General features: G+C 39.4%; 27 protein-coding genes and 1 pseudogene. 19 read left to right on the top strand and 9 right to left on the bottom strand.

The genetic code is table 11. From position 1 onward, the window contains the following. Positions 1-8: 8 nt before the first annotated feature. The 14 genes from ND6B_RS12460 (at position 9) to ND6B_RS12525 (ending at position 11,143) form a co-directional block, all read left to right on the top strand. The gene (locus tag ND6B_RS12460) at positions 9-356 is read left to right on the top strand and encodes a copper resistance CopC family protein (RefSeq protein ID WP_008132134.1); all 348 of its coding nucleotides are present in this window, start codon (positions 9-11) and stop codon (positions 354-356) included. Between the two features lie 19 nt (positions 357-375). Next, positions 376-1,263: a copper resistance D family protein gene (locus ND6B_RS12465; protein ID WP_016899202.1), complete on the top strand. Its 888-nt coding sequence runs from the start codon at positions 376-378 to the stop codon at positions 1,261-1,263. Positions 1,264-1,284: 21 nt separating this feature from the next. Continuing rightward, complete coding sequence (locus tag ND6B_RS12470; protein WP_016899203.1) at positions 1,285-1,749, top strand: YybH family protein; 465 nt, start codon at positions 1,285-1,287, stop codon at positions 1,747-1,749. A 27-nt stretch (positions 1,750-1,776) separates the two neighbouring features. Beyond that, positions 1,777-3,600 (top strand): copper resistance system multicopper oxidase, encoded by a 1,824-nt coding sequence (locus ND6B_RS12475; RefSeq protein ID WP_013465888.1) that lies wholly within the window; start codon positions 1,777-1,779, stop codon positions 3,598-3,600. Continuing rightward, a complete protein-coding gene (locus ND6B_RS12480; protein ID WP_016899204.1) occupies positions 3,597-4,457 on the top strand; it encodes a copper resistance protein B in 861 nt (286 codons plus the stop codon). The genes ND6B_RS12475 and ND6B_RS12480 overlap by 4 nt, the downstream gene beginning before the upstream one ends. A gap of 635 nt (positions 4,458-5,092) precedes the next feature. Continuing rightward, complete coding sequence (locus ND6B_RS12485; protein ID WP_016899206.1) at positions 5,093-5,515, top strand: hypothetical protein; 423 nt, start codon at positions 5,093-5,095, stop codon at positions 5,513-5,515. A gap of 299 nt (positions 5,516-5,814) precedes the next feature. Next, the gene (locus ND6B_RS12490) at positions 5,815-6,228 is read left to right on the top strand and encodes a MerR family transcriptional regulator (protein ID WP_008467855.1); all 414 of its coding nucleotides are present in this window, start codon (positions 5,815-5,817) and stop codon (positions 6,226-6,228) included. 101 nt (positions 6,229-6,329) lie between these two features. Next, a complete protein-coding gene (locus ND6B_RS12495; RefSeq protein WP_033103111.1) occupies positions 6,330-8,573 on the top strand; it encodes a heavy metal translocating P-type ATPase in 2,244 nt (747 codons plus the stop codon). A 24-nt stretch (positions 8,574-8,597) separates the two neighbouring features. Beyond that, positions 8,598-8,951: a cupredoxin domain-containing protein gene (locus ND6B_RS12500; protein ID WP_033103110.1), complete on the top strand. Its 354-nt coding sequence runs from the start codon at positions 8,598-8,600 to the stop codon at positions 8,949-8,951. Positions 8,952-8,960: 9 nt separating this feature from the next. Further along, a complete protein-coding gene (locus tag ND6B_RS12505) occupies positions 8,961-9,296 on the top strand; it encodes a DUF2933 domain-containing protein (RefSeq protein ID WP_008467859.1) in 336 nt (111 codons plus the stop codon). Then, entirely contained in the window at positions 9,289-9,954 is a 666-nt protein-coding gene (locus tag ND6B_RS12510) for a methyltransferase family protein (protein ID WP_008467861.1), read from the top strand. Before ND6B_RS12505 ends, ND6B_RS12510 begins: the two co-directional genes overlap by 8 nt. Next, positions 9,938-10,360: a hypothetical protein gene (locus tag ND6B_RS12515; protein ID WP_033103109.1), complete on the top strand. Its 423-nt coding sequence runs from the start codon at positions 9,938-9,940 to the stop codon at positions 10,358-10,360. Before ND6B_RS12510 ends, ND6B_RS12515 begins: the two co-directional genes overlap by 17 nt. Before the next feature lie 10 nt (positions 10,361-10,370). Continuing rightward, the gene (locus ND6B_RS12520; protein ID WP_033103108.1) at positions 10,371-10,742 is read left to right on the top strand and encodes a hypothetical protein; all 372 of its coding nucleotides are present in this window, start codon (positions 10,371-10,373) and stop codon (positions 10,740-10,742) included. A 50-nt stretch (positions 10,743-10,792) separates the two neighbouring features. Continuing rightward, positions 10,793-11,143, top strand: coding sequence for a hypothetical protein (locus ND6B_RS12525; RefSeq protein ID WP_033103107.1), 351 nt, complete (start codon positions 10,793-10,795; stop codon positions 11,141-11,143). Positions 11,144-11,359: 216 nt separating this feature from the next. Here ND6B_RS12525 and ND6B_RS12530 read toward each other — a convergent pair whose 3' ends face one another. Next, positions 11,360-12,091: a MauE/DoxX family redox-associated membrane protein gene (locus ND6B_RS12530; protein WP_008109669.1), complete on the bottom strand. Its 732-nt coding sequence runs from the start codon at positions 12,089-12,091 to the stop codon at positions 11,360-11,362. Position 12,092: 1 nt separating this feature from the next. Further along, positions 12,093-12,614: a DUF305 domain-containing protein gene (locus ND6B_RS12535; protein ID WP_008109672.1), complete on the bottom strand. Its 522-nt coding sequence runs from the start codon at positions 12,612-12,614 to the stop codon at positions 12,093-12,095. A 433-nt stretch (positions 12,615-13,047) separates the two neighbouring features. Here ND6B_RS12535 and ND6B_RS20365 point away from each other — a divergent pair. Further along, positions 13,048-13,410: pseudogene (locus ND6B_RS20365) on the top strand (recombinase family protein). 526 nt (positions 13,411-13,936) lie between these two features. Here the strand turns inward: ND6B_RS20365 and cadR are convergent. Then, the gene (gene cadR, locus ND6B_RS12545; protein WP_008109677.1) at positions 13,937-14,326 is read right to left on the bottom strand and encodes a Cd(II)/Pb(II)-responsive transcriptional regulator; all 390 of its coding nucleotides are present in this window, start codon (positions 14,324-14,326) and stop codon (positions 13,937-13,939) included. Between the two features lie 79 nt (positions 14,327-14,405). Between cadR and ND6B_RS12550 the strand changes: the two genes are divergently transcribed. Together ND6B_RS12550 and ND6B_RS12555 are read left to right on the top strand one after the other, a co-directional pair. After that, entirely contained in the window at positions 14,406-15,137 is a 732-nt protein-coding gene (locus ND6B_RS12550) for a transglutaminase-like domain-containing protein (RefSeq protein WP_033103106.1), read from the top strand. Then, positions 15,124-16,011: a cation diffusion facilitator family transporter gene (locus ND6B_RS12555; RefSeq protein WP_008464143.1), complete on the top strand. Its 888-nt coding sequence runs from the start codon at positions 15,124-15,126 to the stop codon at positions 16,009-16,011. The genes ND6B_RS12550 and ND6B_RS12555 overlap by 14 nt, the downstream gene beginning before the upstream one ends. A gap of 98 nt (positions 16,012-16,109) precedes the next feature. Here ND6B_RS12555 and ND6B_RS12560 read toward each other — a convergent pair whose 3' ends face one another. The 5 genes from ND6B_RS12560 to ND6B_RS12580 all read right to left on the bottom strand — a co-directional run bounded on the left by ND6B_RS12560 (position 16,110) and on the right by ND6B_RS12580 (position 22,845). Next, entirely contained in the window at positions 16,110-19,223 is a 3,114-nt protein-coding gene (locus ND6B_RS12560) for an efflux RND transporter permease subunit (protein WP_033103105.1), read from the bottom strand. A gap of 10 nt (positions 19,224-19,233) precedes the next feature. Next, a complete protein-coding gene (locus ND6B_RS12565; RefSeq protein WP_008109684.1) occupies positions 19,234-20,130 on the bottom strand; it encodes an efflux RND transporter periplasmic adaptor subunit in 897 nt (298 codons plus the stop codon). Positions 20,131-20,200: 70 nt separating this feature from the next. Continuing rightward, positions 20,201-21,493: a TolC family protein gene (locus tag ND6B_RS12570; RefSeq protein WP_033103104.1), complete on the bottom strand. Its 1,293-nt coding sequence runs from the start codon at positions 21,491-21,493 to the stop codon at positions 20,201-20,203. A gap of 72 nt (positions 21,494-21,565) precedes the next feature. Continuing rightward, positions 21,566-21,937, bottom strand: a complete 372-nt coding sequence (locus ND6B_RS12575; RefSeq protein ID WP_016899211.1) for a hypothetical protein — start codon at positions 21,935-21,937, stop codon at positions 21,566-21,568. Positions 21,938-21,945: 8 nt separating this feature from the next. Further along, positions 21,946-22,845: a cation transporter gene (locus tag ND6B_RS12580; protein WP_013465880.1), complete on the bottom strand. Its 900-nt coding sequence runs from the start codon at positions 22,843-22,845 to the stop codon at positions 21,946-21,948. Positions 22,846-23,354: 509 nt separating this feature from the next. Between ND6B_RS12580 and ND6B_RS20360 the strand changes: the two genes are divergently transcribed. After that, positions 23,355-23,600: a helix-turn-helix domain-containing protein gene (locus ND6B_RS20360; protein WP_033103103.1), complete on the top strand. Its 246-nt coding sequence runs from the start codon at positions 23,355-23,357 to the stop codon at positions 23,598-23,600. A gap of 18 nt (positions 23,601-23,618) precedes the next feature. Then, on the top strand, positions 23,619-24,269 hold the full coding sequence (locus ND6B_RS12590; RefSeq protein WP_033103102.1) for a KAP family P-loop NTPase fold protein: 651 nt from the start codon (positions 23,619-23,621) through the stop codon (positions 24,267-24,269). On the opposite strand, the gene ND6B_RS12595 is transcribed toward ND6B_RS12590, so the two are convergent. Continuing rightward, positions 24,258-24,971 (bottom strand): IS256 family transposase (locus ND6B_RS12595; RefSeq protein ID WP_033102931.1); only part of this gene is annotated, 714 nt, incomplete at its 5' end. The two genes, ND6B_RS12590 and ND6B_RS12595, sit on opposite strands and share 12 nt — an antisense overlap.

The following is a 24,971-nucleotide window of genomic DNA, read 5'->3' as shown; positions in this document are numbered from 1 at the left end:
AGGTAAATATGAAAAAACTAATTAAATTTTTAACCGTAATCAGTGTCGTTTTTAGTAGTGCGGTATTTGCGCATGTGCATCTTGAAAAAAGTGTGCCTGCTGATAATGCAATGCTAATGAATCCTCCAGAAGAGTTAACTTTGGTGTTCACCAAAGAGGTACGTGTTGTAAAAGTTTCATTGGCCAATAAACAAGGCGAAGAATTTAAATTTGGATTCGAGCCTTCTAAAGTCGCTACTAGCAAATTTACATGGAAACTACCTAAATTAGCTCCTGCAAACTATACTGTGGATGTAACCTTCTTAGGTAACGATGGTCATAAAATGAAACATAGCTTCGGCTTTATGGTTCACTAAAATAGGCGGTGTGATTGATATGGAAATGTATATCTGGAATACAGTCATTGTACTGTCAAAAATTGTATTTTACGTCGGCTTTGCCTGTATTGCAGGTTATACATTTTTCAGGCAAATATTTGAGAATAATGAATCTCATACTAATACTGTAATAGCGAATTTAACGTGGACAAGAACTTATATAGTTATGGCTTTGATCGCTAATATTACTTGGTTCTTTGCCAGTACTGGTGCAATGGCAGAAGAGGGAATTCAGGGGGCGATAGACGCTGATATATTGGCTATTATGTGGGACTCCTCTGTCGGCACTGGAGCTTTGCTTCGAGCGCTTGGGCTAGTTACCGCAATAATCGCTTTAGCTTTAAGGTTCAAACTCGCTGTGAACTCGTACTTAAAACAAAGCGCTTTAATGTTGAGTTTATTAATCCTTGCATACTCATTCACGTTACTGGGTCATATTTCTGAGTTAGGCACAATTGAAAAAGGCTTGCTTATTTTGCATGTGCTCGTTATGGCATGGTGGTTTGGGGCGTTATTGCCACTAAAACAGGCTTGCCATCAGCTAAGTTATGCAGAACTTCATTTGCTGATGGAAAGCTTTGGCAAACAAGCAAGTTTTACATTGAGCCTATTGTTGGTAGCAGGCCTCTGGCTCGTGATTCAATTGGTCGGAAGTCTTGATGCACTAATAAGCTCAAGTTACGGACAAACACTGTTGTTTAAATTGGCCCTTGTAGTGTCTATTTTGGCACTTGCTGCTAAACATAAACTAATACTCGTTCCACAACTTAAAAATAGTCAAGGCAGAGAGGCTTTATCTAAATCTATCTCGATAGAAATGGTAGTAGCTTTTGCCATTTTATCTGTAACTGCTGGGCTTACTAGTGTTGTTGGTCCTGCAAATTAAAACCTAAAAGAGAAAAAGAAAATGAAAACAATAAATATCCTACTCGTTTTATTAATGACGTTTAGTTTCGCAGCAAACGCTCATGGTGATAAGAATAAAGACAAAGGATTGTTTAAAGGTGTAGATACACCAGCCGCAAAAGTTGTTTTGGCATTTCATCAAGCACTTGAAACTGGCAATCAAAAACAGGCTAGAGCGCAGTTAGCGGATGATGTCACCATTTTCGAGGGAGGCCGCGTTGAAAGGAGCGCTGATGAATATGCTCATCATCATATGTTGTCGGATATGAAGTATTTAGCAGCGATGAAGAGCGACACACTTGAACATCAAGTGACGATACTTGGAAATACAGCTATCTCTGCCTCGCGTAGTCAAACTAAAGGTACTTACAATGGTGAAGAACGTGATTATCAAGGGATGGAAACAATGGTTCTCGAAAAGCAAAACGGTGAATGGAAAATTACGCACATTCATTGGTCACACTAATTTATTGGTCAAACCTCGGAGAGTAAAATGAGAATTAAAGATCCATTACATCAAATTTCTACACCGCGTAGACGCTTTGTACAAGGTTTAGCTGCTGGCGGTATATTAGCTGCTTTTCCAAGCATTCTTCATGCTGCTTCATCTTTAGTGGCTGGAACAATAACAGGTACTGTGCCCGAACTAAGTGGAGAAATAATAGATCTGGTGATAGATGAGTCACCCGTAAACTTCACAGGTGTTGTAAGAATGGCTACAACAATCAATGGCTCAATACCAGCTCCTACCTTGCGCCTCAGAGAAGGTGATGACGTTACTATCAGGGTAACTAATAAATTATCAGTGCCGAGTTCAATTCATTGGCATGGGATCATTCTTCCGTATCAAATGGATGGCGTACCGGGTATTAGCTTTAAAGGTATAATGCCGGGTGAAACCTTTGTTTATAAATTTAAGCTGCAACAAAGCGGCACATATTGGTATCACTCACACAGTGGCTTTCAAGAAATGACAGGTATGTACGGCGCATTAATTATTGAGCCAAGAGAAAAGGATATTATTAGTGCTGACAATGAGCATGTTATCCAATTGTCTGATTGGACTGATGATGACCCAATGGATTTGTTCCGCAAGTTAAAAGTACAAAGCGATGTATTTAACTTTAATCAACCTACTGTTCCAGAGTTTTTTGATGACATTTCAAATAGCAGCGTTTCAAATGCGCTACAACGCCGGGAAATGTGGAATAAAATGAGAATGAACCCTACAGATCTTGCAGACTTATCAGCATCTGCAATGACTTTTTTAATGAATGGTTGTGCGCCTTTGACAAACTGGCGTGGAATGTTTAAAGCTGGCGAAAAGGTTAGGCTTAGATTTATTAACGGTTCTAGCAATACGTTTTTTGATGTAAGAATACCTGAGCTGAAGTTAACAGTTGTACAAGCTGATGGACAAAATGTTGAACCTGTGACAGTAGATGAATTTAGATTTGGTCCCGGTGAAACTTATGATGTACTTGTCGAGCCAAAAAATGATGCATATACGATTTTTGCACAAAGCATGGATCGCTCAGGTTATGCTAAAGGTACTTTATCAATGGCACCTAATATTGATGCACCAGTACCTGCTCTAGATCCCGTTGAATGGTTAACGATGACAGATATGATGGGGAATATGGCCCAAGGTGGTGAGCATTCCGCGATGGCAGGTATGGCAGACATGTCGGGCATGAATTCTAATAAAATGGATCATAGTGCAATGGGTCATGGAGCGATGGCAATGGATCATAGTAAACATGGAATGACTAAAAACCCATTAGCTGTTGCTAGCACTAAAGTGCGTCATGCAAAAACAGAGTATGGAGCTTCTGTTGATATGCGTGTTGATATGCCTAGAACAAACCTTGATGATCCCGGTATAGGTTTACGTAAAAATGGACGCCGTGTTTTAACACTTGCAGATTTACATTCTCTTGAGGGAATTACAAACCAGCAAGAGCCAGAGGCTGAAATTGAATTACATTTAACTGGAAACATGGAGCGTTATAGCTGGTCATTTGATGGCTTGGAATTTGGAAAAAGCACGCCAGTTCACATGAAGCATAATCAACGTTTAAGAGTTATTTTACAAAACGATACAATGATGACACATCCCATGCACCTGCATGGTATGTGGAGCGATTTGGAGAATGAAAAAGGTGATGTACAGGTTCGTCGCCATACTATCCCTGTACAACCAGCGCAAAGAATTAGTTTTTTAACAACACCTCATGACGTAGGTCGCTGGGCATGGCATTGCCATTTATTATTCCACATGGATGCAGGTATGTTTAGAGAGGTAGTTGTATCATGAAAAAATTAATACTAACCAATACGTTAAGACTATTATTAATAGGTTTGCCCCTTATAAGTGTATCTGTATCTGCAAAAGATGAGATGACTGAGATGGGTGATTCTAAAATGCAAGCACAAGGTGGAGATGCACCTAAAGATGCTAGAGACCCCCATGCTTATGCAGCAGGTACAACTTTGACTGAAGGTCCTTATGCACTCAGTAGCGACAAACGACTGACTTTGGCAGATGAGCATTCATTTTACGCGCTACTAGGGGATCGTCTTGAATATAATGAGCAAACAAACGCAGGTGTTTTTGACTTTCAGGCATGGTATGGCACTACTTTTGACAGGTTAGTCATAAAAACCGAGGGTGATTTTAGCAAAGGAAATCTAGAGGAGAACCAAACAGATATTTTATGGGGCCATGCTGTTTCAACATATTGGGATACACAAGCAGGGATTCGGTTTGATTACAATAAAGACGGTGAAAACCGACAGTGGCTAGCTTTTGGCCTTAGGGGGCTTGCTCCATATTGGTTTGATCTCGACATGACTGGCTACTTGGGCGAAAAAGGCAATACAGCACTATCGCTTAGAGCGGAATATGAGCTATTACTCACACAAAAGTTAATTGTTCAACCACGTGCAGAGTTAACGCTTTACGGTAAGGACGACGTCCAAAATAACCTTGGAAGTGGTTTATCGAGCAGTACTATTGGTTTTCGGGTTCGTTATGAGTTTACCCGCCAGTTTGCTCCCTATGTTGGCGTTGAGTGGACAAATAAATTTGGTAATACAGCCGACTTTGCGAAGTTAAATGGGCAAAGTACTCGTGATACTGCTTTTGTTGCAGGTATCAAGTTCTGGCTCTGATGTGAAGAAATACTATATTGACTTGATGAGAGCTACCGCAACTATATTGATGGTAGCTTTCGTTTTTTGGGATTTAAACCATTTTAGTTATGTTAGGAAAGGCCTAGCTAATAGTTTTTTTGGAAAGAACTAAGAGCAGTAATAGTAAGCTACTTCTTATTTTCAGTCGGTGCCAGTCTGGTGTATACCGGAATATCAGCTAAGAAGTAAAGTTGGCGAATGGTTAAGGTTAAAGAGTCAAGGCAAAAAACATCGCCATTGAAAGACGTACAATAGGCCATTTTATCACTTTTGATGAACGGGAATTGGGTGTGCCCGGGATAGAACCGATTGTTGCAAAGTACTGCGCTTAAAGCTGAACAATTGGAAAAATGATCCCTTACTCAATACCTAGTTATGAGCGTAGGGTTTTTATTTCTTTTAATGGTGCTCATGCTTGGCTTCAATCTCATGAGTATAAATTAGACACCCCTTTATACTTGTGAAGTTTAAGCTGTTTAAAAAAGTAAAAAGTAAAAAGTAAAAAGTAAAAAGTAAAAAGTAAAAAGTTTAGGTTTTAGTTCAAAGGTTGATCAAGATCATAAAATTATTTTTATAAAGTGGCTAATATTGTAGGTGCTAAAGAAGGAATGATAATGTTTGGACTTTTCAGGTGGTTTAAAATAGTGATAATAACTGTGTTGCTTACGCAGCATAGTTTTGCTATTGCTAAACCAATGAATTGTGAAGAGCATCATAATGGCTCATCCGACACGCATATTATACAACCAAGCAAAAATATGCATCATCAATCAATGATTGACAATAGTCACTATCACACTGAAAATTCGCAAGACTCTAAACACCTTCATGGTGATGAAGACTGTGAAAAATGTAAAGCTGGTGATTGTGTTTGTTGTGAAGGCGGTTTTTGTACAAGCTTTCATTTAAATGCCTATCTTGTGGAAGCGCAAGACGAAGGTATTTGCAATATTCATTCTGAGCTAATTCTACAGCGTATACCCCTACCAAAATCTGGTATCCATCTCTTACTTTATCGTCCACCAATTATTGGCTAATCACGGGATCAGTGCGCCTTTTTTTCGCCAGTCCCATCAAAAATAAAACGATTTACTGATTGGTTTAAATTACCAACCGTTTTGAACAATTAGCACAATATTTTTTGGAGGCATGATGAACATGCTCAAACTATTGCTATTTACAGTACTTAATGCTGTCGATTTTGACCGAGATTTCTCTTTTACCAAAAAATTAGTTTTTAGCTTATTCACTAGAATTAGTACTTGACCTGTGTCTTAGACACAGGTCTAAGCTGAAGATGAGAGTACAAACTTAGCTAAAAAACTGAGGAGTGAATATGAAAGTTGCGGAGCTGGCAAAAAGCCTTGGAACGACTGCTGATACGGTGCGCTATTACACCAGATTAGGATTGTTAAAACCTGCTAAGTCAGTGAACGGCTACAAGTCATACTCGAATAAAGAAGTATCGAGACTTAAATTCATTTTAAGTGCTAGAAACCTTGGTTTTTCCGTTGCAGATATCAAGGAAATTATTAATGAATCTGAAGATGGTAAAAGTGCGTGCCCATTAGTCAGAAGCCTGATCAAAGAGCGGCTTGAAGAAACAGAAAAGCAGTTTCAAGCAATGTTGGCACTTCGAGGAAAAATGTCTTCTGCGCTTTCTCGATGGGAAGAAATGGAAGACAAAGCACCGACTGCAAACATGGTTTGTCATCTCATCGAAAACTTTGAGCAAATTAAAAAAGCATAGGAGGAAAAAGGGTGGCTACTAACACAAATATAAAAACTGAATCAGGCTGTTGCTGTCAGGCAAAAGCTCAATCCTCTTCGTGTAAAAGTAAGGAGAATACGTTGGAGAAAGTATCACATAACCAACAGCTTATCATTGAAGGTGCTGGGTGTGCTAGCTGTGTAGGCAAAATTGAAGGGGCGTTGAAGGCAACTCTTGGAGTCGTCAGTGCGGAAATGAATTTTGCTGATAGGACAGTAACAGTTTATGGGACAGCTAAAACAAAAGAATTGATCAAAGCTGTTGAGTCAGCGGGGTATAACGCGAAGCCAATTGATGATAGCTCAGCAACAGGTGCGCTTGATGAGAAAGAGGCGGCGGATTTTGCATATTACAAAAAGCTAATGCGCGATACGTTTATTGCCCTTTCACTCGGCGTTCCTTTGATGATCTACAGCATTGTGGTTGGAGAAATGACGGTTGAAACAAACCTTGAGCGCATGTCTTGGCTGGTTGTAGGCATTTTAACTTTTGGTGTTATGTATTTTTCAGGTAAGCATTTTTATATTGGCGCTTGGAAAAGCTTTAAAAACCACTCCGCTAATATGGACACTCTAATAGCTTTAGGAACAAGTACAGCTTGGTTGTATTCGATGGTTGTCGTGTTTGCACCTGACGCTGTTCCATTGATGGCACGGCATGTTTATTTTGAAGCTACCGCCATGATCATTGGCTTAATTGATTTAGGTTTAGCATTAGAAATCAAAGCCAGAGGTAAAACCTCTGAGGCCATTAAACGTCTTATCGGCTTGCAAGCCAAAACAGCAACCGTGGTTCGTGACAACAAAGAAGTTCAGATAGGTATTGAGCAGGTTTTATTTAACGATATTGTGAAGGTAAAACCGGGTGAAAAAATTCCCGTCGATGGCGTGGTATTGGAAGGACACACCTCTATTGATGAGTCCATGCTGACAGGCGAACCTATGCCTGCTGAAAAAGCTGAAGAAGATGAGGTTGTCGCAGGTACTTTGAACAAATCAGGCATGATTTTATTTAGAGCCACACGCGTTGGTAAAGACACGGCGCTTGCACAGATCATCAATATGGTGAAACGAGCACAAAATTCAAAACCGCCGATTGGCCGTTTGGCCGATGTTATTTCAGCTTTTTTCGTACCTGTCGTGATGATCACCTCTGTGTTAAGTGCGCTAGCATGGCTTAACTTTGGACCTGAGCCAGCCATTGCTTTTGCCATCGTTTCAGCAACTACTGTGCTTATTATTGCCTGCCCGTGTGCTTTAGGCTTGGCAACACCCATGTCTGTCATGGTGGGAGTAGGAAAAGCAGCAGAAGCCGGAGTGCTTATTCGCAACGGTGAGGCACTGCAAACCGCCTCTAAAATCACTGCCATGATTTTAGATAAAACGGGCACTATTACTGAAGGGGCACCTAAGGTAACCGATATTATTTTAGCAAAAGCTACTGACGAAAAAGACGTACTACAGCTTGCAGCAAGTTTAGAAAGCGGCTCAGAGCATCCTTTAGCGCAAGCGATTGTTGAAAGTGCGTTAGATCAGGATATTGAGTTACTAAAAATTGAAGCCTTTAACGCCATTACGGGTTTTGGTGTAGAAGCAAGCTGCAACAACAAAGCCTTGCTTTTCGGAAACGATAAACTAATGAAGTTAAAAGGCATAGACCTCACAGGCTTTGTTGAACAAGCGCAGTCTTTAGCCAAAGAAGCCAAAACACCTATGTACTTTGCTGTAGATGGTGAACTTGCAGCAATCATTGCTGTTGCAGATCCTATCAAGTCAGACTCAATCTCTGCTATCAAACGGCTTCAGGCTAATGGTATACGCGTCATCATGTTAACGGGTGATAACAAGGAAACCGCTGCCGCCGTAGCTAAAAAAGCGGGTATTAGTGAGTTTCTTGCTGAAGTGCTGCCAGAAGATAAAGCCAACAAGGTGAAAGAGCTACAAGAAGGCGGCGAAATTGTTGGTATGACAGGAGATGGCATCAACGATGCTCCTGCGCTAGCGTTAGCCGATGTTGGCTTCGCCATAGGCACAGGGACTGATGTAGCTATCGAAAGTGCTGACATTACCCTAATGCGTGGTTCACTTCATGGCCTTGCTGATGCCATAGCGGTAAGCAAAGCTACTTTACGAAATATCAAACAAAACTTGTTTGGTGCGTTTGTCTATAACGTAGCCGGGATTCCTTTTGCTGCGGGGGTTCTATACCCCTTCTTTGGCATTCTGCTTAGCCCTGTAATTGCTGGTGCTGCAATGGCGTTTTCGTCATTGACCGTAGTGTCAAATGCAAATCGACTTCGCTTTTTTAAAGCCCAAAACTCATAGAAAGTAAGCATTAGGAGAATCACAATGATGATAATTAACTTATTAGGCTTAATGTTAATCGCGCTGATTGTTTGGTGGTTTTGGCTATATAAACCCAATAAAACAATCGTTCAAGGTAATGAAGTACTCATTGAAGTGAGGAGTGGCGTGTATTCCCCATCCTCAATTCAGGTGTCTGCTAGCCAACCTGTCACTCTGAAGTTTATGCGCAAAGATCAATCCCCCTGCGCTGAAACAATGCTTATTCCTTCATTGGATATAAGCGAACAGCTTAAATTAAATGAAATTACTCAAATTACCCTATTGAACTTATCACCGGGAGAGCATGAGTTTCACTGTCAGATGCAAATGTATCGCGGTGTCTTAAAAGTCGTTTAGGAGGGCAATATGAAAAATCAACACCCTAATTTTTGGTCAACACCTACAGGCTGGGCTGCACTGGCACTTATTGCCGCAGTGACCTACTTCTTAGTGCTTGAGCATGGTCAACATATGCTGCAATTTCTTCCCTACTTGATTTTATTGCTATGCCCCTTGATGCACGTATTTATGCATGGCAGTCATGGTAAACATGGTCACGATCATTCACATGCGCCTGATGAAAAAAAGGAAGAGAGCTTTCAAGAACTCACGGATAAAAATGCAGCCTATCGCGATGGCTACATACAAGGGTTAGAAAAGGCACGTAAGGAATCACATAAAAAGGAGAGCAGTGATGAATGAAACATATGATTATGGCTTATGGTCAATGGTGATACTGAACTCAGCAATTTTTATCTTTTTTGCCTTTAGTTTTGTCAAACCAAAAACATCAACTGATTGGAGAAGTCTAAGCGCGTTCTCTGCCTTTATTGTTGCCCTATTTACTGAAATGTATGGCTTTCCTTTAACTATCTATTTTCTGTCGGGGTGGCTGACGGAGACCTATCCAGAAGTAAATTTCTTTGCGCATGAAAATGGGCATTTATTACATACTTTCTTTGGATTTCAAGGTGATGCCCATTGGGACCCATTTCATATAGTGAGTATGGTGTTAATTGTTGCAGGTTTCTTTATGTTGTCTTCAGCATGGAATGTATTGCATCACGCGCAAAAACATCATCAATTGGCTACAACTGGATGGTATGCAAGGTGTCGCCACCCACAGTATGTAGCTTTCATTCTAATCATGTTCGGCTTTTTATTGCAGTGGCCGACAATCCCAACACTTGCGATGTTTCCGATCTTAGTCGTTGTTTACGTCAAGCTAGCGAAACGCGAAGAAGCACAAGCGATTGCTGAGTTTGGTTCGGAGTACCACAGGTATATGGAATCGACACCAAGTTGGATCCCAAATTTTAATAAAAGTGTAGAAGGTAAAAATCATGAAAACGTTAACTAAATCAATTTTATTTATTAGTTCACTACTGATAACCACTAGCTCATTTGCCCAAAACAATGAGTATAAACATGAAGGTGCGAACAAAGCTGATATGCATCAAGGCATGGCAATACCACATGAGAACATGGGAGAAATGCACAAAAAGATGATGGAAATGAAAAAGGAAGTCCATGCCATTAAAACTGAAAAAGATCCTGAAAAGCAACAGCAGATGATGGTTGAACATCACCGTTCAATGATGAAGATGATGCAATCCATGCACAAAAACATGGAAGAAATGCCAATGCATCAACAAATCAAGATGGCTGAACATCATTTAGAAATGATGGGGAACATGATGCCGCAGATGAACCGTAAAATGGAAGAAATGAAAGATAGCAATCAACAGCATTCACACAAACATTAGGAGAAAAATTATGAGCGATTTAAATCATAGAGTTGGCGTTAAAGAGCAAAATTTAGTTGTTCGAAATCTAAAGCTTAGCAATGTCACAGAAGAAAGCTGTGACGAGTTAGTAAAAGAAATAGATCAGCTTTTTGGTATAGATGAAGTTAGTTACAACATCAAAGAAGGTGAAATACACCTTGCCTATGATGCCGCAAACGTAAGCCTTGATGGGATTGAGGAGGTAATCCGTAAGTATGGCGCAGGTGTTCATGATGATTGGTGGACACATACTAAAGAAAGTTACTATAAATTTGTTGATCAGAACATCAAAGATAACTCTGTTCATAAGCCTTGGAGTTGTCATCAAGCACCTTCGGGGGCTGGCCGGAAAAACAAATGAATTCATAAAAAAGTGTATAGATAATTAGTTAGTCAAATGAGGTAACAGTAATGAAAACACCCTATATAAAAGCTCTTTTATTGCTTACATTCGGTTTATATTTAGTGGGTTGTTCCAATACCACTTTTTATCATAAATACATGATGAGAGGTCAGGTAGTAGAAAGTTCTGATAATCGAACTCTAATCTGTATTGGTGCTGAGCATGGCGCAGAGGTTGGGCAAAAATACAGTGTTATTAGATTCCATGAAAGAATAGTATTGAGTGAAGGTGAAGATCCCTACACTATCGAAAAGGTAGGAACGGTACAAATTACTAAAATTGTGAATGATCATTTCGCAACTGTAAAGCTAGTGTCTGGTGACATTGCAGCGAAAGATATGGTGGAACTTGAAAACTAATAAAGTGGTGGCGAAAGCCACCACAAGAGCATAACAATAAAACTTAATGAAAAAACTTTAGTGTTATTTTGTACAACCTTTGAGATTGTTTGCTCAGTTCTGGTTATCTTGATGCCAGTACGACAGAAAAAATGTTACATATGAATTAGAAAGGTGTGGGCTGGCACCCTAGGTCTAATCTTAACAGTTAAGGGGCCGCCGAATAGAGCTATACCTTTACATCAGCAGCATAATCAATGCTCCCGCGATCATAAATAAGTTTTCAGATAGCGATACAAATCCAAGTGGCACACTGCTATCGCCGCCTACACAGGCACACTTTAACTGGCGTTTGTCGATGTAAACGGCTTTGAAAACTGAAATTGCTCCAACTGTGCCGATAAACAATGAAAATGGTGCCACTGCGAGAGGCTGTAGTTGGGCAACCATACCAATACCTGCATATGCTTCAATGAAGGGATAAATATAACCATATCTTATCCATCTCATCGCTAGTAAATCATAAGTAATAAACGAATTTGTGAAACTGTATAGGTCTTTCAGTTTTTGCACCGCTAAGAGCGTCATTGAAAAAGCTATAAATAGCATCAGTGTTCTGATGGAGATAAATGAGCCGGAAGCAAAATGTTGAGATGCGACAGCAAGAAGTGCAGCTATCGAGAAAATGGCTACAACGGGCGTGTAGGTTGTGCCAGTTTGACCTGCTTCATCTTTACCAAAATACTCTCTTAAGTCATCGTATCCTCCGACACGCTTTCCTTCAATAAAGGTTTGTGGCGTAGTTTTGACATCATGCTTAGCTTTGAAGTCATCAGCTTGTTGTCTTGACGTGAGCTTATGATCTTCTACATCATACCCTTGCCTCTCCAGCAAATCTTTCGACCTTAAACCATAGGGGCAGATATGTTCGTCAGTGACCATTCTGTACAGGGTAGCTGTCTTAGTCATCTTAGTCTCCTTTGTTCAGTGTGCCTTCAAACTTTGGGAGCGGTCGTTGCTCAGCCTGAGCTTGTGAGCTGACCTTTCCATTTTCAGAAATATCTTTAATCAGCCATTCCATTTCTTTTATTTCTTTTCGTTGGGCTTTAATAATACCATTTGCCAATTCACGCACGCGTACATCCTCCAAAGTTGAATGCTCACTAGTAAGAATAGCAATGGAGTGATGAGGAATCATCGCTTTCATGTAAGCAGTGTCAGAAATTGTGCTTTGAGAGCGAACAAGATAAAGACATATGGCAAACAGTATTGTCGCCAATAGAAAAATAGCCATGTTGAGCTTCTTGTTACTGTACATGCCAAGCATAAAGGCCAGCATGATCATTGCCATACCTGCTCCCATATACAACGCCATATAGATACGCGTTTCACTAAACCATATATGTGATACTGCGTAAGTGTTGAGATACATCATGACAAACATAGCAATGGTTGAGGTGATGATCATTGCAGCAAATCTTGAGTATTTCATAAGTAATCCTTACATTGATAGTGTAAATATTTCCCACTGTTAGCCTATTATTCTCTACATGTGGTCATGTTCTCGAAAAAGTGCAAGTAATGAGCCAGTATCAATAAGAGTATTTGTAATACGATTGACTCAATTTCAGCTTATATCTAAAGTTTAAGTTTTGAACTTATGATAGACACAGGCTAAATTGGCTTTAGTTAACAATCTAATGGGAGAACTCAAAGCACTACAAGCTGAGCTTCAACAAATGGCAAGCTCGTGTACAAGTGAAGCGTGTGAAATAATTAAGTCACTTTATAGTTAGAATTGTCATTCATTTTCTATCCGTAGTGTACGAATTTCTATTTTTTATTACGTTCATGTACGAAATTTATTTAATATACTTTCGTTCATTTAATTGTTAAGGTGTGCGAAAGTTACAGGTTTCGTATATATGAAAGTTGGTTTTGCAAGAGTTTCAACTAAAGAACAAGATTTAAATGTTCAACTGTCCAAGTTGGACGCTCAGGGCTGTGAAAAAATATTCCAAGGCAAACAGTCTGGTGCTTCGATTCGAAATGAAGAAAAGCTTTAGGAACTCATCGACTTTATCAGGGAAGGTGATGAAGTTATTGTTACTCGCCTCGACCGTTTGGGACGGTCGTTAAAATCTATTCTTGAGGCAATTGAAAGCATCCATAAGAAAGGTGCTTGTTTGAATATTATCGACGGCTCTCTCAATACCAAAAATGATAATCCGTTTGCCACTGCCATGATCAACCTATGTGGAGTATTTGTGACTGTGCATAATGATTGAGATTGATCTCATTTTAGACTGAAAGGTTTTAAAGGGATGCCGCCAATCTCTCTTTTTATGAAAGTATGATTTTTTAATCATAATATCTGAGACTCAATCAGTTATATTACGATAATTTGATGCTATTTGCTAACGGCAGCTCCTCCGACATTGCGGACATTAGCATCAATGAATACCTTATGACTTCACTTAGCCAAAAGCGGAAGTTAGCTTTTGAGTTATTAACGAAAATTCAGAGTGTAAAGCAGACGTTGAAGAGTCAATAATAAACTTCAATTTAAACACTCTAGTGCATTAACGGCTGCAACTAATTTTGTCGTTCTAGAATTGGCGGAATTTTGCTGTTCCATATGAGAAGTAAACACACCAGTCACCATTCAATAGTTTGGCAAAACCTTGTGTGACTCATACTTGTGATACCGCTGACATGAATTTGTCAGCATTTCTTCCGTTTTTATCTGTCCACATTTAGGACATGCAATAGTCGATTAATGTTCTATATTCTGCCCGTATGCCTCTAACAGAGTTAACTATCTAGTGACTTAATGATCCCGCATGCTTCAATAGTATTGTTCGAACCACAAGCACTAGCCATCTGTTGTAATTCAGCTTTAAGCGCCCTTAATTCTTTCATGCGTTTATTCACTAGTGCAAGTTGCTGATCAATTAATGCATTAACGCTAGAGCAGCTTTCTTCTGGCTTATTTTTTAATTCGATAAGACGTTTAATATCATTGAGTGATATATCTAGGCTGCGACAATGTTTTACGAACTCCAATTGTTTAAGTGCTTTACTATCATACAGCCTGAAATTACCTTCTGAACGGTTTGGATTTAACAGTAATCCTTCTCTTTCATAATATCTAATCGTTTGTATTGAACAGCCCGATTTTTTAGACAATTCGCCTATTTTCATCAATTTCCCCCAGACATTTGACTCTATAGTTACTATAGAGTCTATAGTATAAGTATGCAACGAAAAGGATATATAAAAAATGACTGAGAAATATTTAAACAATACGAATATCGTTAATTTTGAACACAAAGATATCCAATCCTTGATCGATCAACGTAGGTGGAAAAACTTGGATAACTTCAACAAAATTGGTGCCGCTTATCAGTTTGTAAAAGATGAGATTTTCTTTGGTTATAATGAAAGCGATGATATTGCAGCAAGCGATGTGCTAGCAGATGGTTATGGACAATGTAATACTAAGGGTAATCTGTTAATGGCACTATTGCGTGGACTAGGCATTCAATGCCGATTTCATGGGTTTACCATAGACCAGCAACTACAAAAAGGTGCTATCCCAAGCTATGTATTTTGGTTAGCACCTAAATACATCATTCATAGTTGGGTAGAAGTTTACTTTGAAGGGCGTTGGATAAACTTAGAGGGCTTTATATTGGATGAGCAATACTTAAGCTCTCTACAGGAGAAATTTGACCAAGCAAAAGATGACTTTTGTGTCTATGGTGTTGCAACAAAGTGTTTCTCTTCACCAAACACAAATTGGTGCGGCCAAGATACCTATATTCAAAAAGAAGGTATTCATGACGACTTTGGGCTTTATGATTCCCCTGATGAGTTTTATCTTGAAAAGGGTACTAATTTGTCGGGAGTAAAACGTTGGATGTATCAAGGTGTGATTCGCCATTTGATTAATATGAATGTATCAAAAATTAGAAATACAAAAGCACTGGAGGTACAAAATGCACAACCATAGTCACAGTCATCAGCATTCTAAAGATGATCGTATTGGTTGGGCATTTTTTCTGAATGTGACATTTACTATTATCGAATTTATAGGTGGTTGGCTCACTAACAGTACTGCGATAATGGCAGATGCAGTTCACGATCTTGGTGATAGTCTTTCAATAGGTTTTGCGTGGATTTTAAGTCGTTTTTCAGATAAAGAAGCATCAGATAAGTTTAGTTATGGTTATCGTAGACTTACTCTCTTTGGCGCATTGATAAACAGTATTGTTTTAATCATTGGCTCAATTTGGATTTTATTTGAAGCAATTCCAAGGCTGTCCAATCCTGAAATGCCTGTAGTCGAGGGGATGTTAGGGCTAGCGATACTCGGCGTTGCCGTTAACGGATATGCGGTATTAAAATTAAAAGCGGGTGAAACATTAAATGAGAAAGTGCTGACATGGCACCTTCTTGAAGATGTACTTGGATGGGTTGCCGTTCTTATAGTCTCTATCGTACTGTTGTTCGCTGAACTGCCGATATTAGATCCCCTTTTATCAATAGGGTTCACGCTGTTCATCTTGTTTAATGTTTTCAAAAACCTGAAATCAACACTCGTTTTATTTCTTCAAGCTGCACCCGATAAAGAGACTCAAAAGCGTATTAAACTATCACTAATGGAATTTCCTGAAGTTAATGGTATCCACCACATGCACTTTTGGTCACTAGATGGTGAAAGTCACGTTTTAACAGCGCACCTTGAGCTGAGTGACAACTTTGACGTTAAAGAATTAATTAGGCTTAAACAAGAAGTTGCAGCTAAATTATCTTCCTATCATTTATCGCATACAACGATAGAGTTTGAGTTTTTAAATGAAAATTGTCGGGATGAAGCGCAGTAAGCTTTATCAATAAAATGTTGGGCATACAATATAAAAAGCAGCTTAATTAGGCATAACCTATTAATTAAGCTGCTTTTTGGGCTTTAAATTTCGTCAGATTACTGTTTGTTACTCTCAGAGCCATGCGCCCATTGATATAAAACAGGTAATACAAACAAAGTTAAAATGGTAGAAGATACAATACCGCCGATAACGACTGTTGCTAGTGGTCGTTGTACTTCTGCACCAATTCCAGTGTTTAGCGCCATTGGAATAAAACCTAAACTAGCAACCAGTGCCGTCATTAAAATAGGTCTTAAACGAATGATGGCACCTTCAATGATCGCTACGTAAAGGTCGCCTTTTTCATGCCAAAGATCTCGAATAAAAGCCAACATAACCAAGCCATTTAATACGGCGACACCTGACAATGCTATGAAGCCGACACCTGCCGAAATTGATAAGGGCATGTCTCTTAAATAAAGTGAAAATACGCCCCCAGTTAATGCTAAAGGCACGCCACTGAAAATGATTAATGCATCTTTTAATGAACCAAATGCGATAACCAAAATACCTAAGATTACAACTAATGTGATCGGCACAACTAAGCTTAATCTTTTACTCGCTGACTCTAGTTGTTCAAACGTTCCACCATAATCAAGCCAGTATCCTGCTGGGATTTCTCCTTCCTGATTAATTTTAGCTTTCACTTCTTTTACAAAGCCGCCTAAATCTCTGCCACGAACATTGACGGTAACCACAACTCTTCTTTTTCCGTTCTCACGGCTAATTTGAGCAGGTAAAGACTCTGATTTAAGCTCTGCAACTTCTTCAAGTGGCACATAGTTACCACCCTCAAGTGGAAGCGGCAGGTGCTTCAAGCCATTGATATCTGTTCTTGTTTGCTCTGGTAGGCGAACAACTAACTCAAATCGTCTGTCTCCTTCATAAATGATCCCCGCAGATTCTCCACCAATTGCAGTAGCAACCCAGTCTTGCAGTTCTGAAACGCTCAAACCGTATCGACCAAGCGCTTCTCGTTTAGGAATTACTGATAAAGATGGAACACCTGTGACCTGTTCCATTCGGGCATCAGCAGCACCGTCCACGGTTTTCACAATATTTAGAATATCTTTTGCGGTAAGTAATAATCGATCTAAGTCATCACCAAATATTTTGATGCCGACATCAGCTCTAACGCCAGAAATCAATTCATTGAAACGCATTTGAATAGGCTGAGTGAATTCATAGTTGTTGCCCGGAATGTTTTTCAGTACTTCTTCCATTTCTTCAACTAATTCACTCTTTGGCTTTGAAGGTTCGGCCCATTCTTTACGTGGTTTTAAAATAACAAAGATATCAGCAATACTCGGTGGCATTGGATCAGTTGCTACTTCTGATGTGCCGATGCGCGAGAATACTTTATCAACTTCAGGAAACGCTTTAATACGTTGCTCAAGTACTTCTTGCATTTCTACTGATTGCTCTAGGCCGGTAGAAGGTATTCTTAGCGCTTGGACTGTTATATCCCCTTCATTTAGCTGTGGAACAAATTCACTACCCAGCGTTGTTGCTAACCAAAGGCTATACCCCATTAACAGCGTTGAGAATGAAACAATAACCCAACGAAATTTCAACGCCATTTTTAACAATGGTTCATAAATAGACTTGGTTGAACGAATAACTACACTTTCTTTTTCGCTGATTTTACCTTTCATAAACACAGCTACAGCAGCAGGAACCAGTGTAACTGAAAGGATCATTGCGGAAATTAACGCCATAACGACAGTTGCCGCCATAGGGTGGAACATTTTCCCTTCAACGCCAGTTAGCGTGAAAATGGGGATGTAAACAACAGTGATAATTGCCACACCAAACAAGCTTGGACGTATCACTTCTGAAGTGGCTTCAAAAACGGTATTTAGGCGTTCTCTTAAGTCTTGCCTATGACCGTTGTGTTGGGCCTGTGCTAACCTACGGACAGAGTTTTCAACGATGATTACAGCCCCGTCCACTATCAAGCCAAAGTCCAATGCGCCGAGACTCATTAAATTGGCAGATACTCCTGCTTGCGCCATACCTGTGATTGTCATTAACATGGAAATAGGGATAACAGCAGCGGTAATGAGAGCTGCACGTAAATTTCCAAGTAGAATAAATAACACAACAATAACTAAAAGCGCACCTTCAACGAGGTTTTTGGTAACGGTTGCAATCGCTTTATCTACTAACGTTGTTCTGTCGTAAACAGGCTCTGCGGTAATGCCCTTTGGCAGAGATTTTTGTATTTCGCTGAGCTTATGTTCCACTTCTAAAGCAACGGTGCGAGAATTCTCACCAATCAGCATCATGGTTGTACCAAGCACTGTCTCAATGCCATTACGAGTAGCAGCCCCTGTTCTAAGTTCTTTGCCTATAGCAACATTGGCAACATCACTTATTTTTACAGGAATACCATCGTTCTTTTTGATGATGACATTGAGGATTTCATCCATTGTCGCAAGTTGCCCAATGGAGCGTACTAAAACTTGCTGTCCGTTTTGTTCGATATAACCTGCGCCACGGTTGTCATTGTTTTTACGTAATGCATCAGATATTTCTTCAAAGGTTACCTGATGAAAAAGTAATTTTTCGGGTTTAGGCGTTATGTGATATTGCTTGTTGTAGCCGCCGATACTGTTGACCTCAATGACGCCTTTAACTTGAGCCAATTGCGGTTTAATGATCCAGTCTTGTATTTCTCTTAAGGCAATAGCGGTATAAGGCTCTCCATTAGGCATTTTAGCGTCAGGAGAAGCTTGTACGGTATACATAAATATTTCGCCAAGCCCTGTCGAAATAGGACCCATTTCTGGCTCTAAGCCAGAGGGAATAACGCCTTTTATCGCAGCTAATCTTGCATTGATTAAGTTGCGAGCAAAATAAATATCGGTTCCCTCTTCAAAGATAACGGTTACTTGAGATAATCCATATCTTGACAGGGAGCGGGTGTGAGACAGCTTTGGCAATCCGGCTAAGGCGGTTTCTACAGGAAAGGTCACCCTTTGTTCCGCTTCCAAAGGTGAATAACCGGGGGCAGAAGTGTTTATTTGTACCTGCACGTTTGTTATATCTGGAACAGCATCAATGGGAAGTTTTTGATAACTCCACATGCCAACGCCGATGATTACCATCAGCAGACTTAATACTAAATAGCGTCTATTTATTGCAAGACGCAAAATTGATTCAATCATATTGCGTCTCCTAATCGTCGTCTTCTACTTCAGATTTCAAAATATCCGCTTTTATCAGATAACTGTTTTTGTTTACATATTCAGCGTCTTTACTGAGGCCATCAATGACCTCGATATAGTTTTTGTCTGAACGTCCGAGCACAAGTGGCGCAAACTCGTACTCTTCATCTTCTTTTACAAAGACACCAAATTGTCCTCCCAGTTCTTGTATCGCAACTTTCTCGACGGCTAAATCCACCTCAAATCGGTTTATCTTTACGCTGCCCATTAATAATTGGCCTGAGGTTAGGTTTAGCTCAGTGTTATTTAAACGTACACGTGCTAAAACATAAGACTGATCTTTAGCTGGAATTATATTGGTGATGGTTGAGTTGAATGCCTGTTCACCATGCTCAATATCAACAGGTTGACCGACTTTGATTTGATTATATTGGCTGGTAAACACCTTAAATTCAGCCCACAAGGTGTCAAAATTGACGATTTCAAACAAGCTAGTGTTTTGCGTGATACCGCCAATATTTCCATTTCGCTGTAAAACAGTCCCAGAAACAGGGGATGTTATTTTATAGGTATTTAAGCTCTCATTAGATTCAATAACGGCTAATAGATCTCCTTTTTTTACCTTATCACCAACAGTGGAGTTAATTGTCTTTATAACGCCGTTATATCTAGCGCCAACTTGAAATAATTGTTCAGCGCCTATCGTCGTAGCGCCGTATACAGGGATAGTTTGGTTCAACGTTTTTGAAGCTAAATAGGCTGTTTCAACACCAAGCCTTTTTGCCATGTTATTGTTTATTTTGCTAATGCCTTCTTCGCCTTCATGTTCATCTTCACTAGCGATAACACTTTGAATGGGTGATAGATACCCAATAAAAATCAATAGTGCGAGTAAATAGTTTTTCATTTTGAATTCCTAAACGATTCAGTTAATAACTGAATCAATAAATTGTTATTAAACTTAAAGTGATGTTTATTTAGAGTGACAGCGCTTCGTTTGTTAGTTTTTCTATCTCTGCGCCATAAATTAGGGCAGCAGATGCCGCATCAATGAGGGTTCGCCGAGCATTTAACAGCTCTTGTCTAGCCGATACATAATCAAGATATCCATATCGACCTTTTTGATAGGCGTCTTGAGTATCTTCCAGTGCATCTTCAAGCATTGGGATAACCGACTGCTTTAATGAATTAGCTGTTAATATGGCTTGTTTTCTATTGGAGTATGCTCGTAGTAAGTGATTTCTAAACCTCAACTTAGTCGCCTCTTTCTCTATGGCAACTTGGTCACGCTCTGCTAGCGCACTAGCGATTGCACCAGAATTTCGCTTTTCAGCAAACAAAGGTAAGCTAAAGCCAGCGACCAGTGCCGTATCATTGGCTTCTTGAGAGCGCCTAACACCAACAGACCATTTGATATTGGCCGTTGACTCTGTTTTAGCCAACTGTAATTCGGCCTCTTTTAGTCGCTGCTCACTTGCATAAACTTGAATAGCAGGGTTTTTCTCTAACTTCGCAAAAAGGCTGTTAAAGTCACTATCATTGCCAAACTGAAAAAGATCCCCTTGTACTTCAGAGAAGGTTACAGAGTTTTCCCCCCAGTAGGCTGCTAATGAGAGCTTCAAATATTCCAAGCGCTTTTGTTCAGATTGAAGGGTGAGGTTAGCCTGAGCAATAACTGCTTTTGAGCGTTTCACTTCAGCCTCAGGAGTAGCACCTGCGCGGTTACGCTGAGATACAATCTCTAACGTTTCTTGTGCTAAGCTCAAAGCATTTTCTGCCAATATAACTCTTTGTTGGGCTGCAAGTACTTCCACGTACTTCTCAGTGACTTGAGCCATTAAATTAAGCGCAGAGACTTCTTTCTCAGCATTGAGTAGTGCTCTTGATTTTGAAACAAGTCCAATCCGCGCTGAGCGTTTATCTCCCATTTCGATAACCGAAGATAGAGCGACTGTTAATTCAGCACTGTCGAATGCATTAAATTCACCTGAGCCTGCAAAGTTCTCAGCTTCAACTTCTAGTTCATAAGCAGGATTTAAACTTGCTGTTTGTTCTTGTCCTGTTAATGCGGTTTGTTTGAAATCAAATATTTTGAGTTCAGGATTTTGTTTAAGCGTCCACTGAATTGCCTCTTGAAGATTTAACTGCTTTTCAAAGGCATAAACATTAAATGTAAAAAGTGACAACGCGAGAAACGCGATATATTTAAGCCGAGGTGTTACACACCTCAAAATTGCTATCTTGCGATGCACACAGGTATTAAGTGCCATGTATACTTTCCTATAAATTTATATGTTTTTTTCGGTCATTAACATTTGACCTTTCATAATTTTCTATAAAATTTAGGCGTATTTAGGTGGGCGGAATGGCACCGAGATATAGCCTTTTAGCTCAGGAGAAACTAAGGCGTAGGTAAGGAAATATTCTATTGCTTGGAAAATGTTACAGGAAGAATCAGCATTTAAAAATAAGTGACAACAGCAACAAAAATTACAATTATCAATTGAAGAGTTGCTATTATTCACCTCAAGCATATTGGAGTCTTCTGGAGCTTTTAGCGGGGTAATAGACTTAGTTAGTGATGAACTAAAAGAACTTTCACTTAAGTTTATTTCAAGCTCTTCTAGCGAAAAAAACACAGACTGCACCGCGATTAAAATCATTATCACGTATGATATATTTGATTTGATATACGATGAGTGCATTATTTTCATTTCTCTGCTTAATACTTTAGCTGTAAGATGCGGCGAGCACCGTTTAAAACGACAAGAGCAATTATCAAACCAATCACTAAATCTGGATAACGACTGCTTGTTGCTGTAACTAATAAGCCAGCTAAAATTACACCAACGTTTGCGATAACGTCATTTGCGGAAAAAATCCAACTCGCTTTCATATGAGCGCCGTCTTCTTTGTTGCCAAATATCAAAAACAGACAAGCAACGTTAGCGATTAGTGCTATTCCACCAAATATCATCATTAAAGAAGAGATCGGTTCACTACCGTAAACAAAGCGTCTTACGACTTCGCTCAAAGCACCTAGCGCTAGAATAACTTGAAGCACACCAGATATATGTGCTGCTCTAAGTTTCATGCTAATACTTTTACCTACGGCATAAATAGCTAAACCATACACAGCAGCATCAGCAAACATATCTAATGAGTCTGCAATTAGGCCAGCAGACTGTGCAATAATCCCAGCAATTACTTCTATAAAAAACATGACTCCATTAATGGCTAACAACCATTTTAGGGTTGATGCTTCTTTCATCTCATTTTTTTGGGCTAAGTCTTTTGCTTTTGCAGCTTCTGTACTGCAACTTTGTTTAGTTGACTCTAACTCTGCACCGAGTTTAAGTTGTTGTAACTTTTTTGTTATCTCATCTAAATTTTCATCATGAAAAACTTTGACTAAGCGATTAGGAATATCAAACTGCAATCCAACTGAAGGCTGAATTGAGTCAAGTGCTAATCTGATCAATCTCTCTTCTGAAGGACAGTCCATTTGAGGCACTTTATATGTACTGACAAACGCGCCACTATAGTTATCTAATTGTGTATCAATTTTTACGTCTTCGTTGGTAGGAGATGATTGACACTGACCACTACATTTTTCTGACATATTTAACATTCCGAAACAATATTAAAATAAGTATAAAATCTATAGTGGCTATAGAGTCAAATAAAAAGTTATTTAATTTGAAAAGATTGGGAAGTAACTCAAATAGCTATTCCAAGAAAATAATTGTTGGGGGGTAGTGACAGCAAACACTGCTAACATTATTTGGACTGCCCGTTTTATACCGATGTTTATCAAAGATAAAAAATAGAAGAGCTATCTAGATAGAATAAATTAACCGATGATCCTAATTCCACATTAAAGTCGCGTTGGTGTGTTACTAATTGTACAGAGGATCTAAAACAAGATTTAAATTTAAAAGTAAGAGCAACGACTATATTGTTGGAACACTTGTCATGAGATACGCTAAGCCTAATGTCCGGTTTCGTATCAAAGTGAATTTTAGCTGAAGTAATTTTGTACCATCGTTTACGACTGCTTCAGGCTCAAATCTGACGAAGATTTCCTAGTACTCACCCAATCTGGCTTGATGAGAAATAATCTCAAACATTATGCGTAGCCACATATTCGCTCAACTTGAGCGGGATCTTATAAAAGCCAGAACCACAGAAGGTCGTGAAGAGGCTAAAGCTAAAGGCAAACACATGGGCAGATTGCCTGCTTTATCAGACAAACAAGCGAAAGAATTATATAAAGATAAATTAAATGGTGAATCGATCTCTGCATTAGCGAAGAAATATTCTGTTAGCCGCCCCACGGTTCACCGAACTATTGAAAGAATGGAACAAAAGAAATAATAAATAAAAGGAGACGTTATGTGGTCTGATAAAGAATCAAAAATTGATTTCTTAAATTTTAATGAAACGGCTGAGTCAATAAAAGATCTTATAACAGAAAAGGAGTTAATGCCTATTAGTATAGGCGTTTTTGGTGATTGGGGCGCTGGAAAATCGACGATTCTTGAACTTACTAAGGCTTCTCTGGAAAGTGATGAACAAGAATATATCCAAGTACATTTCGATGCATGGACTTTCCAAGGGTATGATGACGCTAAAGCGGCGTTACTAGAAACAATTGCATCTACTTTAGTTAAAAAAGCAGCAGACGATAAAAATCTCAGTGCAAAAGCAAAAGAGTTTGCTGGACGAATAGATAAGATCAGACTGATGGGATTGCTAATGGATGGTGGTGCAGCATTAGCTGGTATACCAACTATGGGTGGTATACAGAAGATCATGGGACTATTCAGTGGTGGTGACGATGGTGAACTGGATGTTGATGATGTAAAAGGTGCTGTCGATGGCGCTAAGGATGTCGCGAAGAAAAACAAAGGTTTGATCAAAGATAATAAATCATTTTCACCTCCTAAAGAAATTAAAGAATTCCGAAAAGCATATTCTGATCTGTTAAAGGAGTTTGAGAGGGCGTTCAGAATTCTGTGTCAGCCTAAGTTGCTAAATATCTAGCACACCATCTAACCTACCTTCGAAGTGGATGGCCAATTGCGACAATGTCAGATTCCAATTATGGATTGGCATTGTCCATTTCTTCGAGGCATTCAATATGCCTGCATACAATAATTTCATCAAGCTGTTTTCATTAGGGAATGCTCCCTTAGTCTTGGTGAGTCGTCTAAACTGGCGATGTACAGCTTCAATTGCATTTGTGGTATAAATAGCTTTACGCACGTAATCTGGATACTTGAAGTAAACCGACAGATTGCCCCACTTACGACGCCAAGACTCGATAACGATAGGGTATAACTTGCCCCATTTGGCATCTAATTCGGCGAGAGCGGCTTCTGCTGCATCTTTAGTGGCTGCCTTATAAACGGGTTTCAAGTCAGCCATAAACTCTTTTTGGTGCTTTGAAGCAACATACTTCATCGAATTACGAATTTGATGAATAACGCACTCCTGCACTTCGGCGTCAGGATAGATTGTTGCTATTGCTTCAGGGAAGCCTTTTAGTCCATCAACACAGGCAATTAAAATATCGGATACACCACGATTATGTAAATCTGTTAATACTGATAGCCAATAGTTAGCCCCTTCACTTTCAGAGATATATAAACCAAGTAACTCTTTGCGGCCCTCGATATTGACACCTAGTACGGTATAAATAGCCTTACTCACGTAGCGCCCATTTTCTTTAATCTTATAATGAAT

This window comes from Pseudoalteromonas sp. ND6B, from assembly GCF_000764215.1.
In the GTDB taxonomy this organism is placed as follows: domain Bacteria; phylum Pseudomonadota; class Gammaproteobacteria; order Enterobacterales; family Alteromonadaceae; genus Pseudoalteromonas; species Pseudoalteromonas tetraodonis.
This window is presented reverse-complemented; position numbering and strand designations above follow the sequence as displayed.